The following is a 16,408-nucleotide window of genomic DNA, read 5'->3' on the forward strand; positions in this document are numbered from 1 at the left end:
GCGGAGTGGATTCCCCCTTTGAAGGGGGACTAAGGGGGATGTAAAAAAAGCAATTATTAAAAACATCTTTTTAGCATTAGAACTGAATACCCAGCTACATGATGGACATCCATGTTATGCAATGAACACCCCTGCAGCACTGCGTGTGGTACCTTCAAGCAAAGCGGTGCTTTTCTCTCGGTAACCTCAAGCGGATTGAACACCTCTGTTGCGTGATGAACACCCCTGTAGTCCCCTCAAGGGGACAATTACTGAAAGGGGACAATTGCGGAGTGGATTCCCCCTTTGAAGGGGGATTAAGGGGGATGTAAAAAAGGAGCTATAGAATTAGCAGGCTTCATTCACCTAAAAAAGGGTATCTTTGAGGGATCAAACAACCAAGGCGTTAATGCGCTTGAAACACCCAATTATAGGACCTATTTTAAAGATTTTCAATTAACAAGCATGACCTATTTCCCCAAAACACTTTTAGCTTCCCGTAATTTAGGATTCCTTTTGTCACTGTTCGGTGTACTGGCATTAGCAACAAGCTGCCAGACCAAAGAGGAGAAAAGACCAAACATCCTGTTTTGTATTTCGGACGACCAATCGTACGTACATACCTCGTTACAAGGTACCAATGAAATTAAAACGCCCAATTTGGATAGGATTGCCCAAAGCGGGATCATGTTTCAAAACGCCTATTGCAATGTGGCTTCCTGCTCGCCATCGAGAGCTTCTATTTTAACAGGGAAGAACATTTGGGAACTTGAGGAAGGCGGCTTGCTGTTTGGAGCCCTACAGAAAAAGTTCGTGACCTTTCCACAGGTATTGCAGCAACACGGCTATGCTACCGGCTATACCGGTAAGGGATATGGCCCTTCCAAACTTGAAGAGCCTTACCAAACCCAACCAATAGCCCAAGGCTATAACGCTATTAAAATGAAGGCCCCAGAAGGCATTTCGGATATTGACTATGCCGAGAATTTTAAAGCCTTCCTTGCACAAAAGGACAGTGAACAACCTTTCTTTTTCTGGTATGGCGGGAATGAACCCCACCGCGGTTACAAGCAGGGCATTGGTGCCGAGAACGGTAAGGACATTTCCAATATTCAAGTACCGGGATTTTTACCAGACAGTGAAGCCGTGCGTAGTGACATTGCCGATTATTACTATGAGATTGAATGGTTCGATTCCCACTTAGGGAAAATGATCAAGATGCTGGAAGCAACAGGCGAACTGGACAATACCATCATTATTACCACCGCCGATAACGGTATGCCTTTCCCTCGTGCCAAGGCCACCAACTATGAGTATGGCACACATATGCCCTTGGCTATTTTTTGGGGCAATAAAATTAAGTCAGGCTTAAAGATTGAAGACTTTATCAGCTTTACGGATTTTGCACCAACCCTATTGGAAGTAGCTGGGATAGAGATTCCAGAAGGCATGAGCGGCAACAGTTTTAAAAACGTGATGCTTGCCAATAAAAGCGGGCAGGTAGATGCTAAAAGAGACCGAGTGTTTACGGCATTGGAACGCCACACCTACTGCCGCCCAGACGGAATGCCTTACCCTGTAAGGACCATCCGCAAAGGGGATTGGCTGTACTTGGTAAACTTTGAACCAGACAGATATCCTGCTGGCGACCCAGACTTTCTATCGCCGCACCAAGGATATGTTGGCGATATAGATGCCGGACCATCCCGCGATTACATCCTTGCCAACAAAGAGGTAGATTCCTTGAAACAATTTTATGAGTTAGCTGCCGGAAAACGCCCAGGCACCGAGCTGTACAATGTAAAGGACGACCCTTATCAATTGCACAACCTAGCCGCTCAACCAGAGTATGCCAACCTATGCAAGGAACTGCAAACCGAGCTGTTTGCCTATTTGAAAGACACCAACGACCCTAGAATGGAAGGCCTATCGCCTTGGGACAACTATCCCTACTTTTTTACGGGTTACGATACCAAACACCTAAAACCTATTGGTGAAAGGGATGTAGAATAAGGTTGTGATTTCTATTGGGAGTTTTTGAAAGCATACTAATGTTGTAGCACTGCGTGCGGTACCTTCGAGCAAAGCGGTACTTTCCTCTCGGTAACCTCAAGGGGAGAGAACACCCCTGTTGCGTGATGAACACCCCTATAGCCCCCTCAAGGGGACACTTAAAAAGGTACAGTTGATTCCCCTTTGAAGGGGGATTGAGGGGGATGTGAAAAAGCAATTACTAAACACCTTTTTAGCATTAGAACTGAATACCCAGCTACGTAATGGACATCCTTGTTCCGCAATGAACACCCCTCCAGTCCCCTCAAGGGGACAATTAATGAGCGCTACTTGATTCCCCCTTTGAAGGGGGATTAAGGGGAATGTAAAAAGAGGCTATGCCATTAGGAAAAAAAAGATATATTTGTAAGAATAGTCAACAATAAAAACTTACAAAACCCTATGTTTAAATTAAAACCAACCCTCATTTTAGCACTCTTAATATCCCTGGAATGTTTTAGCCAACAAACAGGAAGCAACAATATACCAAGTATTGCAATAAGAACTGGTGTGGGCATATTGGGAACCATTTTAGCCATGGTAGTGTCTTGGGAACGCAACAAATCTATTCTATGGGCGATATTCCATGGTATCTTTGGTTGGTTCTACGTCATCTATTTTGCCATAACCAGAAAACTACAACAGTCCTCGCAGAAAATGGTATAAAATAAATTTGCCGTGTATTATGGCTATCTTTAGCTAAAAGTATGGAAGGCAAAATTACATATCAATTCACCAGCCGCATTTGGAAACATGAAGCTCCTGGAGGCTGGTATTTTGCTTCATTGCCTAAGGACATCTCCAAAGAAATCAGGGCACAGCTGAAATGGCAGGAAGAGGGTTGGGGAAGAATGACTGCCGTTGCTATTATAGACACCTATGAGTGGCAATCAGCCATTTGGTTTGACACCAAACTGGACACTTATCTCCTTCCTATAAAAGCTGAAGCAAGAAAGAATGCTCATATAGCCCTTGATGAGGAGATTGTTATTTCGATTAGGGTTTAAAAGGAAGAAATCATCTTCATTTTGGTTGATGCTTAAATCATACTTCATCGATACCCTCCAAAGAGGATGCAAAGATGATGTATAGAATTAACTAAAAAAAGATATATTTATAAGAATAATCAACAATAAAACCATCCAACCATGTCCTTCAAACACACCCTAGTTATCCTTTTCAGCCTTTTTATGGCCAATGTTTACAGTCAGCAAAACGCCCCAGACAACTGTGTTGAAATAACGCGAGAGACCTTTGCCCAATTAAGAACAAACAACCCCGATATAGGCATAAGTACCATATTTGAAAACGGGCAACCTTTTACAAAAAAGGACTCCGACTCTATAAGGGCATTGTCCAAACGCTACAACATCAAGCAACTCATTTACCACGATACCTTGGCCAACAGTATGGTCTTGGTGAACAAAGTGCTTTCAGAAGCCGAAATGAATGAACGCGACAAGCTTCGAGACACTCAAATGAAAGAAGAGGAGCAAGAACGCAAGCAATTGGACGGCACCGTACTGAAAGAGCTGACTCTTGTAGATATAGACAACAATACCCACACCCTTGAAAGCCTTAAGGGCAAGGTAGTGGTATTGGACTTCTGGTTTATACATTGCAAATCCTGTATTGAAGGATTCCCAGATTTAAATGCTTTGAAAAAGAAGTTTAAGGACGAACCTGTGGAATTTTTTGCAATAACTTTTGATGACAAGACTGCCGTAGAGACCTTCCTTAAAACCCACGAGCTTGATTTTACCATTATTCCAAATGCCAGACCTGTTATAGACCAATTCAAGGTATCCTACTACCCTTATAATGTGATCATAGATCAAAATGGCAACATGGAATTCATTGAAAACATTATGTTATTGGATGTATACAACAATTTGAAACGCAAAATTAAAAAACTGTTGTAACATCTGAAAAGGGCACCTGTGAAAAGGGAATCAACTTACAGCAAAAAAAAGTATCTTTATTCCCAACACAGATTCTTGACATCCAGCCTAAAGCATGATTCTATTCTTTAAAAAACTTAGGCAGCAACTGCTCAACAAGAATAAATTCGGGAGATACCTCCTCTATGCCATTGGGGAAATTGTTCTGGTGGTCATTGGTATTTTAATTGCCTTGGCGGTGAACAACAGTAATGAAAAGCGCATCCTCAAGAACAAGGAACAGACCTATTTACAGGGCCTACACGATGAGTTTACCACCAGCCAGTTGAAACTTAAGGAACTGATTGCGGTAAATAAGCGCAATTTTGAAGGTGCCAAAACACTATTGCAATATACAAGGCATCAAGAGACACCACCTACCGAAAGAGTGTTTTCAGAATTGCTGTTCAACAGCTTAGCATCGGATATTTCCTTTAACCCCAACAACTCCCTGTTGAATGAAATCATCAACTCCGGAAGCTTAAAGGATCTGTCCAATGCCCAATTACGGATTTTATTGACCAATTGGATTGCCACTATTGAAGACATTGGCAAACAGGAAACCGACTTGGGGATTCAAAGAGAAAAAGTACTGGATCTTTTTAGGAGCGATGCCTACAGTTTAAAAACCATATTCGACCTAACAGGCGCCAGTCAAGAAATAGATCTGCAGCCTACAGCACAACCTATAAGCAATCTGGAATTGTTGCAGTCGCAGGAATTTGAAAACAACCTTTTAATGTTCGCCCTATCTAGTAGCGCTATGGAAGCCACACATTACAGCCCCCTTATGGACGATTTAAATGCCATTTTGGAGTTGATTGATGCGGAGCTGGAATAAACAACCTTAACTCGTGATAAAAAACATATCGAGACATATTTTCTGTGTTCTAGCATCTGTAACTGTTATTTTAATTGCCATTGCATCTCTTCTGTTTTGCTTAACACCAAAGGAAGAGATTGGGAAAGCGGTTGCTTCTGATATTGCCTCCCCACAATTGGAAGACTACTCTTTAGGGCGTGATGTTTTCAAAAGACATTGCATTACTTGCCATGGGATAAGCAGCATTAGCGACCCTGATTTATTGCAGAACTTAGATAAAAAAATGGAACAGGATTATTTCTTCAAGTTCATCACCAAACAAGATTCCTTAATTGCATATAAAGACAGGTATGCCACAGAAATGGGCTCCTATACGGAGTTCCAAAATATCGCCATTAGCCACACCTTCGATACAGTTACCAAGTACAGTACAAATAAACTTTACGAATATATTGTTGCAGCTAAAAGCGGAAAGCTTGGCTTATAATTCTAGTAAAACAAAGCTTACCTCCCGGTAATCCTCATGGGTGACAGTTTAAATTCCCCCTTTGAAGGGGGATTAAGGGGGGATGTAAAAAGGGCATATTATCCTAAATCAAAAAAGGGTATATTTATACAAACCAACCCTTTGGATATGATTACATTCTTTAGGAAGATACGTCAGAACCTACTTTCGGAAGGACGCACTGCAAAATACTTCAAATATGCCATTGGTGAAATTGTTCTGGTGGTAATTGGTATTTTAATTGCGCTACAGGTAAACAATGCCAATGAACGACATAAAGAACGCCAAACAGAGCGCTTGATATTGCAAGAAATACGCGATAACCTTAACTACGACCTCGAAGATATGGAAAGTAATATTGCGCATTTGGAAAACAAGATTGCCTCCTGCCAGCTACTGCTAAAATCTTTAGAGCATAAAACACTCTATCAAGACTCGTTAGGATATTTCTTCTACTATTTAAAAGTCAATCCGCATGTCAGCCATAAAACCAGCGGCTACAATCTGTTGACCTCTAAAGGCGTGGATATCATCGAAAATGATGCGCTTAGAAAGGGCATTACCAACCTCTATGAAGAGGGCTACGAATACCTGACCAGCTACGAACGCGAACGCCTTGACTACAATGCCTTTTTAGAACCAAGGATTGTGCCCTATTACAGTGCTTCGGCAGTGCTGTCCACAAAAGCTCCAAAGGCATTTAAGGGACAAGCTACAGTAGAGAAAATGGCAAAGATTGGGTTCTTTAGAACCATTAGAAATTACGAAGCTATGCAGGACGATTTGGAGCTACAAGGCATATTAAAAGACATGGAAGTATGGGAAGCCTTTGGCCTCTTAAAACATAAAAATCTCAAAGCAGACACCCAAGAGCTGATTGCCCAAATAGACAACTATTTACAGAAGCACTAAACAACAAAACATGGATATAGAAGCATTAAAATACCCCATTGGCCCTTACACGCCCACAGCCAATCCAGATACTACAATATTGGAATCGTGGATCAAGAACATAGAAAACTTCCCCTCCCAATTGGAAGACTTGACAAAGGATGTATCTGTAGCGCAACTCAATTGGAAATACAGACCCAATGGATGGACCGTAAAGCAAGTAATCCACCATTGCACGGACAGCCATATGAACAGTATCATGCGTTTTAAGCTGGCCCTAACAGAAGACATGCCAACCATTAAACCTTATTTTGAAGACCGTTGGGCCGAATTGCCCGACGACCTTGATGATGACATTTCGGGATCGATGGCACTGCTGAAAGGGCTGCACCAAAAATGGACAACACTATTAAAAAGTTTATCTCCAGAACAATTGGCACGTGAGTTCATTCACCCAGAGCACGAAAAACCTTTGAGTCTCACACAAACCATAGGCATCTATTCGTGGCACTGCCAACACCATTTGGCACATGTAAAAAATGGGCTGACATCTAACGGCATTTATCAATAAATAAACACAACATGAACCCAAAATTGGTTAAACTATTCTTACGACTTTCTATTGCCACTGCCTTTTTATCGGCGGTCGCAGATCGCTTTGGCCTATGGCCAGAAAACATATCGGTTTGGGGCAATTGGTCCAATTTTTTGGACTACACCCAAGCCATCATTCCTTGGTTACCTAATGGCATGATTTCTATAGCAGGAACATTAGCCACCGTATTGGAAATCCTATTTGCACTTTGCCTAATTATTGGCTTTAAAACAGAACTGTTTGCCAAATTAAGCGGCCTGTTATTACTCCTGTTTGGCATTGCAATGACCTTTTCAACAGGCATTAAGGGCGCCTTTGATTATTCGGTATTTACGGCCGCAGCAGCAGCCTTTGCCTTAAGTGCTTTGCAAGAAAAACATTGGGAATTGGACAGTTTGATTTTTAAGGATAAGTAGAAATAGAGTAGTGTATGACAGTATCATGTAAAGATTACAGTTTGATAATGACATTTTTAATTTTAGCGACCTTAATTCCGATTTTAACTTCCTGTAAAGAATCTAAAACGCCTATTAACGAAAATTTAATCGGATTTAAATCTGAAGAAGTAGGTGAACCAGGAGCGATGTTTAAGAATGGTAATTGGATTGATTATGAATTTGACACTGATAGAATTGAAGTAAATTACTTTGAAGATATCATTATAGCTAAAACTTTTTCTGCAGGAAATGCTTGTGGAAACTATCAACTGAATATAAAATTTAAAAGTGATACAATTAAGCTTTTATATTCTTTAGGTAAAGAAACGAAGGATCTATGCGAGTCTCTTAAGATTGAAAGATTGACTTATGTTATTAATAATCCCGAAAAATCAAAATGGAAAATAATAAAATAACAGTTGCCAACAAAGTTGTTATATATACTCTTCATTATGTAAGAAAATAAAGCTTAAATGTAAGGTTAAGAAGTCCAAAATAGGGATAACATCCGTATTTATAATTAGATATCCTAAACCTACCTACTATGAAACCGCTTCTCACCCTATGTTTTCTATTCGTTTGCTTATTGTCCCATGCCGAGTATAACAGGGGCACCGTTTTTTTTAAAGACGGCTCTCTTTCCAAAGGCCTCATTAAGATAAAAACAGAAGGCGGTATTAAATTCAAAGTCAATGAAGATGCCGAGGTTGTGGAATACGACTATCACAGTATTGATGGCTTTGACACCGAAGGAAAACACTACAAATACATTTTGGTTCAAGATAAGGAAACGCCAAAACTATTACATGAAACACTAAAAGGGTCCATTACCTTATATTGCGATGAGATGTACAATCAAAACTTTAACTTTCCCAATGCAGCCACGGTTATGGCAAGCATGTCCACCAAAGGAAACAACGACCCTTCCTATTATTACATAAAGGTCAACGACGACATTATTCGCATTGGTATGAGAATCAAAAAGAAGCATTTGAAAATCTTCAGTTCCTGCACTTCACTTATGGATAAAATTGAATCCAAAGAATTAAAAAAAAGAAATGTAGAGGGCATTATCACCTACTACAATGAGCATTGTTGGTAGGCTTTATTCAGTTCAGTTGAAATCATAAACCTCTTCCTCTATTTAAATTTACCGACGATTCCAAGCACAATAAGGCAATGGAATTTCTTCAGAAATGATGTAGTTTTGTCACAGCGTTAGCTCAATCTCAAAACAGCAATAGACTTTGAATTTAGGCAACGCTCCTGCTGAACACATTGCATGACTAAAGAACACTCCGCCATACGTACCGCTTATTTTAGCATTATTGGCAATACCTGTTTGGCCTTAATAAAAGGGATTGCGGGTATTTTTGGGAATTCCTATGCCCTTATCGCAGACGCCATAGAATCTACCACAGATATTTTTTCGTCGCTTTTGGTGTTATTCGGACTTAAATATGCCAGCAGGCCTGCAGATGACAACCACCCTTACGGTCATGGCAAAATAGAACCTTTGATTACGTTTATTGTAGTCGCTTTTTTGGTGACTTCGGCCACCATCATTGCTTATGAAAGTATCGAAAATATTCAAACTCCCCATAAGGTTCCCAAAGCTTGGACCTTATTGGTGTTGGGAGGCATCATTATTTGGAAGGAAATCTCTTTTCAAATAGTGATTAGAAAAAGTAGGGAAACACACAGCAGCGCCCTAAAAGCCGATGCTTGGCATCATAGAAGTGATGCCATTACTTCCATCATGGCGTTTGTTGGTATTTCCATTGCGCTTGTTTTTGGAGAAGGTTATGAAACCGCCGATGATTGGGCGGCCCTATTGGCTTCCGGCTTTATTCTGTACAACAGCTACCTGATATTACGTCCTGCTTTAGGCGAAATTATGGACGAACACCAATATGACGACCTCGTTGAAGAAATACGCTTAAAATCACTGGAAGTAAAAGGCGTTTTAGGCACCGAAAAATGCTTTATAAGAAAATCGGGGATTACTTACCATGTGGACTTGCACGCTAGGGTTGACGGCAACATTACCGTAACCGAAGGGCACGATATTGCCCACGACCTAAAAGACTACCTAAGGGAACACATCCCTAACATTGGGCACGTACTCATCCATATTGAACCCAACGAGTAAAACTTTAGGAACACCGCTTTTTTTAGTTGAAATAAAGTGTATGTAGTTGTTCAGAAATAATTTATATTTAAGCAACGCAACCTAACCGCCTATTGAAAAGATAGTTCTGCTTAGGTTTTAATCAACCATACTAAAAAACTAATCAACTATGGCAGAGCTTAACGACTGGACTCGGGTACATTTCAGCAGGCCGCTGGACAGCCCTTATATGTTTTATGTAGTGTATGGCGATTTTGATGTGGATTTTAAACTATCGGGAGCACAATACCATACCAAAGGACTTCCACAAGGTATCGACTTGATGCAGTATGGTCCCAATGCCCACCCCGAAGTTCCTAAAAGCTATTTGGAAGGCTACTTTTGGGAAACACTAAAAGAGGACAACCCTAACCTAGCCCTGCAAATTGAAGCAGCAGAGCAATGCTATATTTTTGTAGGCAATGTCCCTGACACCAATACTTTGAACTATTACAGAGACGTGATTGGCTTGGTGACCTATTTATTGGATCACGGCGGTGTAGCTGTTTACGATTTACAAACGGTGACCTTTTGGGATAAAAAGGACTGGAAAGACAACATCTTCACTCCCAACACCCCACAACCCAAAGAACATGTCATGATTCTTTGTTATGACGAAGATGACGACAATACCAAGTGGTTCCACACACGAGGAATGCGAAAATACGGCAGACCCGACATCAGCATTCAAGAAGTTCCAGAAGATAAGGAAGAAGCCATTATAGATTTATTAGGCAAACTAATAGAGTTTCAGGCGCAAGGAGGCATTGTAGATGAAGACTACAAAATAGACATGGAGACCTTGCCCAAAACCATGTGGTGCGAACCCCAAGGCGACTTTGAAGATCCTATGTTTAACAATACCCATGTAGAGATTTATTGGGAATAGCACTCCATAAAAAAAACAAACATTCAGCTGACTACCAAAAAGTTAAGACACTAATTTTGTAAATTAGTCATTGAAAAGTTTTCATTCGATAACTCTTCTTTTACAATGACTATTATTTAACATCCAACAACTGTGTCATCATGAAAATCAACAAACCAATAGTAGTCTTGCTTGCACTGATTATGTTTATGAGCTGCAAACAAAAGGAAACTAACACAACCGAAACACCAGTAAAAACCAACAGCGAACAGACCCTTTATTTTGGTGGAGACATCATTACCATGGAAGGGGAGCAAGCCCAATATGTCGAAGCTGTGGTGAGGGAAAACGGCAACATAGCGTATGTTGGCACAAAGGAGGAAGCCCTTAGTAAATACCCCCAGGCTTCCCAATACAATTTAGAAGGGAACACCCTCATGCCTGGTTTTATAGAACCCCATCTACACCCTTCTATCGCCGCTATCATGCTTCCCAATGAAACCATTGCACCTCATGGCTGGGACAAACCTACGGGAGCTACAGAAGCAGCCAAAACCCCCGAAGAATACAAAACCCGTCTCAAAAAAGTAATAAAAACCAAAGCACAAGCAGACAAAATGCTCTTTGTTTGGGGCTACCATCAATTATGGCACGGCCCCATGTCCAAGGACACCTTAAACCTATTGTGCCCCGATGCGCCCATTGGCATCATCCACAGATCTTTTCACGAAATCTATTTGAATGACAAAGCCGTAGAGCTCTTCAAAATCAAAGAAGCCGATTTTGAAGGCAATCCGCAGGTAGATTGGAAAAACGGCCATTTCTTTGAAGGCGGCTGGTTGGCCCTAGTACCAGCTATTGCTCCCTACCTCATCAACCCAGATTCCTATAAAAAAGGATTGGCCATGATGAGCCAACTCATGCTTAAAAACGGCATCACTACTATAGCAGAACCCGGGTTTCCCAGTTCCGATTTTGATATGGAATACAACCTATTAAAAGATGAAATGGACAAAAACCCACCCTATGATGTGTTTTTAATTCCCAATGGTACACAGCTCTATAGTATGAACGGAAACGACAATGCCAAGGCTATGGAAGCTATGGAGGCCATGCCCACCAAATACAATACAGACAATATCACCTTCTTGCCAAAGCAGGTAAAACTGTTTTCCGATGGCGCCATTTATTCCTTGGCCATGCAAATGAAGGAACCCTATTTAAGTGAAGAATTTAAAGGAGAATGGATGACCCCCCTGCCGTTATTTAAAGAACAATTGAGTTTTTATTGGAACAACGATTACAAAATCCATGTCCATGCCAACGGCGATTTGGGCATACAACAAGTATTGGACTACAACAAAAAGGATCAAAAAAACCACCCAAGAAAAGACCATCGCTTTACCCTTCATCACATGGGCTATTTTGACTCAAGTATAGCCCAACAAATGCAAGCACTTAACATGGAAGCCTCCGTAAACCCCTACTACTTATGGGCCCTGTCAGACAAATATTCTGAATTTGGACTTGGACCAGACCGCGCCGAAAACCTAGTAAGAATTAAAGAACTCAGCCAACGTGGCTTTCCTGTATCCTACCATTCCGATTTTGCCATGGCTCCCGCAAACCCATTGCTATTGGCTTGGACTGCCATCAATAGGGAAACCGCCGAAGAAAGCCACTTTTCACAAGATCAAAAAGTAGATGTTTTTACAGCCATGCAGGGCATTACCATAAACGCTGCACGAACCCTGAACCAAGAAAACACTATTGGCTCCATTAAGGAAGGTAAAACAGCCAATTTCACTATTCTAAAAAAGAACCCTTTTAAAGTGGCTCCAGAAACCATTAAGGACATTCCCATTCTTGGTGTAGTTCACAAAGGAAGACTCGTTTCAACAGTCGCGATTAAATCATAAGAAAACAGACAGTCCGCAAAACAGACAAAACACCTTAAATTGCTTTATTTCTGATTTTTAACTAACTTTAAAAAGAAAGAAACGAAGACCATGCCAACCACAGTAGTTTCAAATCAGGACCACCACAAGAAATTCGAGCATTATTATTTTGCTGCCACCGCCATTTTATTTTTGATATTTTGCATTGTTGGATTCAGTGCCGGCATTCGGAACAAAGCTTCACAAGGCATCAATATGGCAGCCTCCCGCTATATATTACATGGCATTTTTGGATTCCTTTGGATACTACTTTATGTTATTCAAACCCAATTGGTATTTCGCAAAAAAATACAGTGGCATACCAAAGCAGGAAAGGCAGCCTTTGTAATTCTAATTCTATTGACCTTGAGTACGCTATACCTTATCATTTCAGCTAGGACCAGCCACCCTGAAATCCCAATTGAAGGACTTAGTTTTTTAGTGGGCATATTTGGGTTTAGCCTGCTCACAGTGATCCCCCTTCTTTTTATTGGTATTGCCATGAGAAAATCGCCATTCCACCACAAACGATTGATGTTTTATGGCACCTTACTACTCGCCAATACAGGGATAGATCGAATTCCATTAGCCTTTGGAATTCCAGATAACCCCATCTTTACAATGGTTGTTGACCTAATAATTGCACTGCCATTGTTAATTTATGATTTACGAACGGCCTTAAAAAAAGAAAAACGCTTTAGTGTCTTATTTTACTTTTACCCACTATCCATGTTCATGGTTAATGTATTTGTTTTTGCACCGCAAATATATGCTTCCAAAACCTGGATGAAGTTTGTAGATTGGATCTCCTTTTCAGCATAAATACAAGTCTTCTAAATCGCTAATACACAACATTTAGAAATTTCCAGTCGCTTTTACTATCTTAGAGGCATTAACCAACAACAGGCGAGTATATTCACGTCTGTTTCAACAACAATCCTATGACATTCAAACACCAATCAACACTTTTGGCAATTGCCTTAACAGCCTCATTAAGTATTGTATCCTGCAAAGAAGAAACCTATCAAACCGCCAGTGCAACTGCTGAAGTAGTCACACCTTCACCTGAAAGCGTTATTGAAAAAGGAAAATATCTTGTTGGGGTTATGGGCTGCAACGACTGCCATTCACCCAAAAAAGTAGGCCCAAACGGCCCCGAACTTATTCCTGAACTATTGTTATCGGGCTACCCATCGGATAGACCTGTAGTTACATTTGACAGCCCAATGATCAAGGAAGGTTTCGCCATGTTTTATCCAGACCTTACAGCTGCGGCAGGTCCTTGGGGCATCTCCTTTGCCGCCAACCTAACGCCGGACGACACCGGTATTGGCAGCTGGACCGAAGCGCAATTTAAAAAAGCGTTGACCGAAGGCAAATTTAAAGGGATGGACAATGGTCGTATGCTTCTTCCTCCTATGCCTTGGATGAATTTTGCCAATATCAAGGATGAGGACCTTCATGCCATGTTCATGTATCTAAAAAGCATCAAACCTGTGGAAAATGTGGTACCGGCACCTGTAGCTCCTGACCAAATGTAAGTCCATGTAAAAAAACATGTCTGCATTACAACATATCAAATCCTATTGGGTGTTGGCCATCGTAATTTTGAATTCTTCAAGCATTTGGGCCCACCCAACGGGAAATATGATTGTAGTGGACAAGCAAGTATTTTGGTCCTATATCCATCCTATTGATGATGTGCAGCACCACGCTTGTATCATGGTATGGGAAAATGGCAGTACTCCTCGAGTATTCCTAAAATCTGAATATCCGGTGAGTGATTTTATGCTCTATGCCAAAGGTCAGGACATTTACATCTTGGAACGGCGATACCTACAAGCGTCCGACACCTTTGAAATTCGTCTCCTTAAAACAACTAAAAACCAAAAGCCGAAAGTTCTTTGGGAGTGGTTTGAAGACCAATGGCACATTGGAGAAGCTGGGTTCTTCATGCTTTCGGACACCCAAATGGTCTTCGGTAAGTACCCAAGTGTTTACATTCTTCAAAAAAATGGAGAGCCTTCCTTATATTTTGAATTTGAAGCCCCCATCAACCGCATTAGGGCTTTACCTGACGACACAATACTTCTATTGGGAGATACCTCCTGTTTCATGGCAACCCAAACAGGAAGCATACTTCAAGAGTGGAATAATATCACAGAACCGAAAATTACCAATGCCCCTCTGGACCGCAACAAAGTGTTTGATGTTGATTTTCATGAAGGACAATTGCTCATAGCCTACTGGGGAAGACGAAGTTTTGAGATAATTGACGCCCAAGGCAATAAACAGATATTATACAAGCACGACCCTCCTTTAACCCCACATTGGGTAGCCTTTATGGGTAAGGACCAACTATTGTTTGCCTCAGAACTCATCTTTGACGGCAGTACCCCCAAACCAAACCTTATCAAACTAAGCTCCAATGGTACATCCACTAAAATTTGGTAGGATATAAACTTAATATGTCCAAATTACCTATTTTCAAAACAATAAAAATATAATTCACTGCAATTCAATATTTTGAAAGAAATATTTTATTAAATTAGATACCCCCTACAACTAAACTTTCTCAAGCCCTAATCTTAACGGTCGTAAAATCTCTTATTAATAACCAATAGATACTATTATGAAACATGTTGTTACTACATTACTCTTGAGTTTAAGTTTACTGGGCTTCTCCCAGGAAAAGCCTAATATTTTAGTCATCATGGTAGATGACGTAGCTCCCAATTCGCTTAGCTGCTACTCCTTGGGCATGCAATATCCCACACCCAATATCGACAGGATTGCCAAGGAAGGGGCCATATTTACAGATCACTACTCCCAACCAAGCTGCACTGCTGGTCGAGCCGCCTTTATTACCGGACAAAAACCTGTAAGAACCGGTCTTACCACCGTAGGGCAACCAGGAAACCCACTCGGCATCAAACCCGAAGACCCTACCATTGCCGAACTTTTAAAACCTCTTGGCTATATGACAGGGCAATTTGGTAAAAACCATTTAGGCGACCGCAACGAACACTTGCCTACCGTACACGGTTTCGACGAATTTTACGGCAATTTGTACCACCTCAATGTATCGGAAGAACCAGAACAAGGCGATTATCCAAAAACTGAAGAATTCGCCAACAAATATGGCCCTAGAGGCGTCATAGAATCCTATGCCAGCGACAAGTTCGACAAAACCGAAGACCCTCGCTTTGGAGTGATCGGCAAACAAACCGTTAAAGATGTAGGCCAATTGACTTCAGAAAAAATGAAAACCTTTGACGAGGTCTTGGTGAGCAAAAGCAAAGACTTTATGCGCCGTGCCAAAGATGCCGGCAAACCCTTCTTCATTTGGCATGCTACTAGTAGAATGCATGTGTACACCCACCTTAAAGAGGAATCCAAAAATTTGGCCACAGGCATCAGTACAGACATGGATCTTTTTGGTCACGGACTTATTGAGCACGACGGCCATGTTGGGCAGTTGTTGGATTACTTAAAAGAATTGGGCGTAGACAACAACACCATCGTCATCTATACTACCGACAACGGCCCTGAACAAAGTACGTTCCCAGACGCCGGGGTTACCATGTTTAGAGGTGAAAAAATGACCACATGGGAAGGCGGGTTACGAGCGCCTTTTATGGTACGTTGGCCAGGACACATTCCTGCAGGCTTGGTCCGCAATGGTATTTCTGCTCATGAAGATGTTTTGCCAACGTTAATGGCTGCCGTAGGATCTCCAGATATCAGTACCAAACTAAGAAGTGGCTACAAGGTAGGCGACATGAACTATAAAGTTTATATCGACGGTTTTAACAATTGGGATTATTGGGCAGGACGAACAGATACCTCAGCCCGTAACTACTTTTTCTATTATTACGAAAGCAGCCTTACCGCCATGCGTGTGGGCCCGTGGAAAATGCACTTTGCCACCAAGGCACGCTATTTTGACGACATGATTACCCATACCATGCCACGACTGTTCAACTTAAGGAAAGACCCTTATGAAAAATACGATGACCTTACGGCCTTTCATCTAATTATGCATAAGTCTTGGGTGTTCCAGCCAGCTATTGGTTACTTAAATGCCCACCTTATGACCTTTAAGGATTATCCTCCCAGACAAGCAGCAGCTTCTTTAGACATTAATAAGGCCATCGATAAAATATTAAAAGCCGATTCTAGGCAATAAACATATTATGTATCTAGCATGA

At 41.2% G+C, this 16,408-nt stretch carries 18 protein-coding genes; all 18 read left to right on the forward strand.

Going from position 1 to position 16,408, the window contains the following annotated elements:
- Window positions 1-444: 444 nt before the first annotated feature.
- The 18 genes from AC6I5C_RS01755 (at window position 445) to AC6I5C_RS01840 (ending at window position 16,386) form a co-directional block, all read left to right on the forward strand.
- Window positions 445-1,992: a sulfatase family protein gene (locus AC6I5C_RS01755; RefSeq protein WP_497903652.1), complete on the forward strand. Its 1,548-nt coding sequence runs from the start codon at window positions 445-447 to the stop codon at window positions 1,990-1,992.
- A 441-nt stretch (window positions 1,993-2,433) separates the two neighbouring features.
- Window positions 2,434-2,697, forward strand: coding sequence for a hypothetical protein (locus tag AC6I5C_RS01760; RefSeq protein WP_497903653.1), 264 nt, complete (start codon window positions 2,434-2,436; stop codon window positions 2,695-2,697).
- Between the two features lie 41 nt (window positions 2,698-2,738).
- A complete protein-coding gene (locus AC6I5C_RS01765) occupies window positions 2,739-3,038 on the forward strand; it encodes a DUF1905 domain-containing protein (protein WP_497903654.1) in 300 nt (99 codons plus the stop codon).
- Between the two features lie 141 nt (window positions 3,039-3,179).
- A complete protein-coding gene (locus tag AC6I5C_RS01770) occupies window positions 3,180-3,953 on the forward strand; it encodes a peroxiredoxin family protein (RefSeq protein WP_497903655.1) in 774 nt (257 codons plus the stop codon).
- A 94-nt stretch (window positions 3,954-4,047) separates the two neighbouring features.
- Window positions 4,048-4,812: a DUF6090 family protein gene (locus AC6I5C_RS01775; protein ID WP_497903656.1), complete on the forward strand. Its 765-nt coding sequence runs from the start codon at window positions 4,048-4,050 to the stop codon at window positions 4,810-4,812.
- 13 nt (window positions 4,813-4,825) lie between these two features.
- Window positions 4,826-5,281 (forward strand): c-type cytochrome, encoded by a 456-nt coding sequence (locus tag AC6I5C_RS01780; RefSeq protein WP_497903657.1) that lies wholly within the window; start codon window positions 4,826-4,828, stop codon window positions 5,279-5,281.
- A gap of 147 nt (window positions 5,282-5,428) precedes the next feature.
- Window positions 5,429-6,211 (forward strand): DUF6090 family protein, encoded by a 783-nt coding sequence (locus tag AC6I5C_RS01785; RefSeq protein WP_497903658.1) that lies wholly within the window; start codon window positions 5,429-5,431, stop codon window positions 6,209-6,211.
- 10 nt (window positions 6,212-6,221) lie between these two features.
- A complete protein-coding gene (locus AC6I5C_RS01790; RefSeq protein ID WP_497903659.1) occupies window positions 6,222-6,761 on the forward strand; it encodes a YfiT family bacillithiol transferase in 540 nt (179 codons plus the stop codon).
- A gap of 11 nt (window positions 6,762-6,772) precedes the next feature.
- Window positions 6,773-7,201, forward strand: a complete 429-nt coding sequence (locus AC6I5C_RS01795; RefSeq protein WP_497903660.1) for a DoxX family protein — start codon at window positions 6,773-6,775, stop codon at window positions 7,199-7,201.
- Between the two features lie 14 nt (window positions 7,202-7,215).
- The gene (locus tag AC6I5C_RS01800) at window positions 7,216-7,638 is read left to right on the forward strand and encodes a hypothetical protein (RefSeq protein ID WP_497903661.1); all 423 of its coding nucleotides are present in this window, start codon (window positions 7,216-7,218) and stop codon (window positions 7,636-7,638) included.
- A 128-nt stretch (window positions 7,639-7,766) separates the two neighbouring features.
- Window positions 7,767-8,324, forward strand: coding sequence for a hypothetical protein (locus AC6I5C_RS01805; protein WP_497903662.1), 558 nt, complete (start codon window positions 7,767-7,769; stop codon window positions 8,322-8,324).
- 180 nt (window positions 8,325-8,504) lie between these two features.
- On the forward strand, window positions 8,505-9,374 hold the full coding sequence (locus AC6I5C_RS01810) for a cation diffusion facilitator family transporter (protein WP_497903663.1): 870 nt from the start codon (window positions 8,505-8,507) through the stop codon (window positions 9,372-9,374).
- A 148-nt stretch (window positions 9,375-9,522) separates the two neighbouring features.
- A complete protein-coding gene (locus AC6I5C_RS01815) occupies window positions 9,523-10,281 on the forward strand; it encodes a hypothetical protein (RefSeq protein ID WP_497903664.1) in 759 nt (252 codons plus the stop codon).
- A gap of 140 nt (window positions 10,282-10,421) precedes the next feature.
- Complete coding sequence (locus AC6I5C_RS01820; RefSeq protein WP_497903665.1) at window positions 10,422-12,179, forward strand: amidohydrolase; 1,758 nt, start codon at window positions 10,422-10,424, stop codon at window positions 12,177-12,179.
- 90 nt (window positions 12,180-12,269) lie between these two features.
- Window positions 12,270-13,019, forward strand: a complete 750-nt coding sequence (locus AC6I5C_RS01825; protein ID WP_497903666.1) for a hypothetical protein — start codon at window positions 12,270-12,272, stop codon at window positions 13,017-13,019.
- Window positions 13,020-13,138: 119 nt separating this feature from the next.
- Window positions 13,139-13,738 carry a c-type cytochrome gene (locus AC6I5C_RS01830; protein WP_497903667.1) on the forward strand — a complete coding sequence of 200 codons (600 nt, stop codon included), beginning with the start codon at window positions 13,139-13,141 and terminating at the stop codon, window positions 13,736-13,738.
- A gap of 16 nt (window positions 13,739-13,754) precedes the next feature.
- Complete coding sequence (locus AC6I5C_RS01835) at window positions 13,755-14,651, forward strand: hypothetical protein (protein WP_497903668.1); 897 nt, start codon at window positions 13,755-13,757, stop codon at window positions 14,649-14,651.
- 178 nt (window positions 14,652-14,829) lie between these two features.
- A complete protein-coding gene (locus AC6I5C_RS01840) occupies window positions 14,830-16,386 on the forward strand; it encodes an arylsulfatase (RefSeq protein ID WP_497903669.1) in 1,557 nt (518 codons plus the stop codon).
- Window positions 16,387-16,408 lie beyond the last annotated feature (22 nt).

Source organism: Mangrovimonas sp. sgz306409 (genome assembly GCF_059735265.1).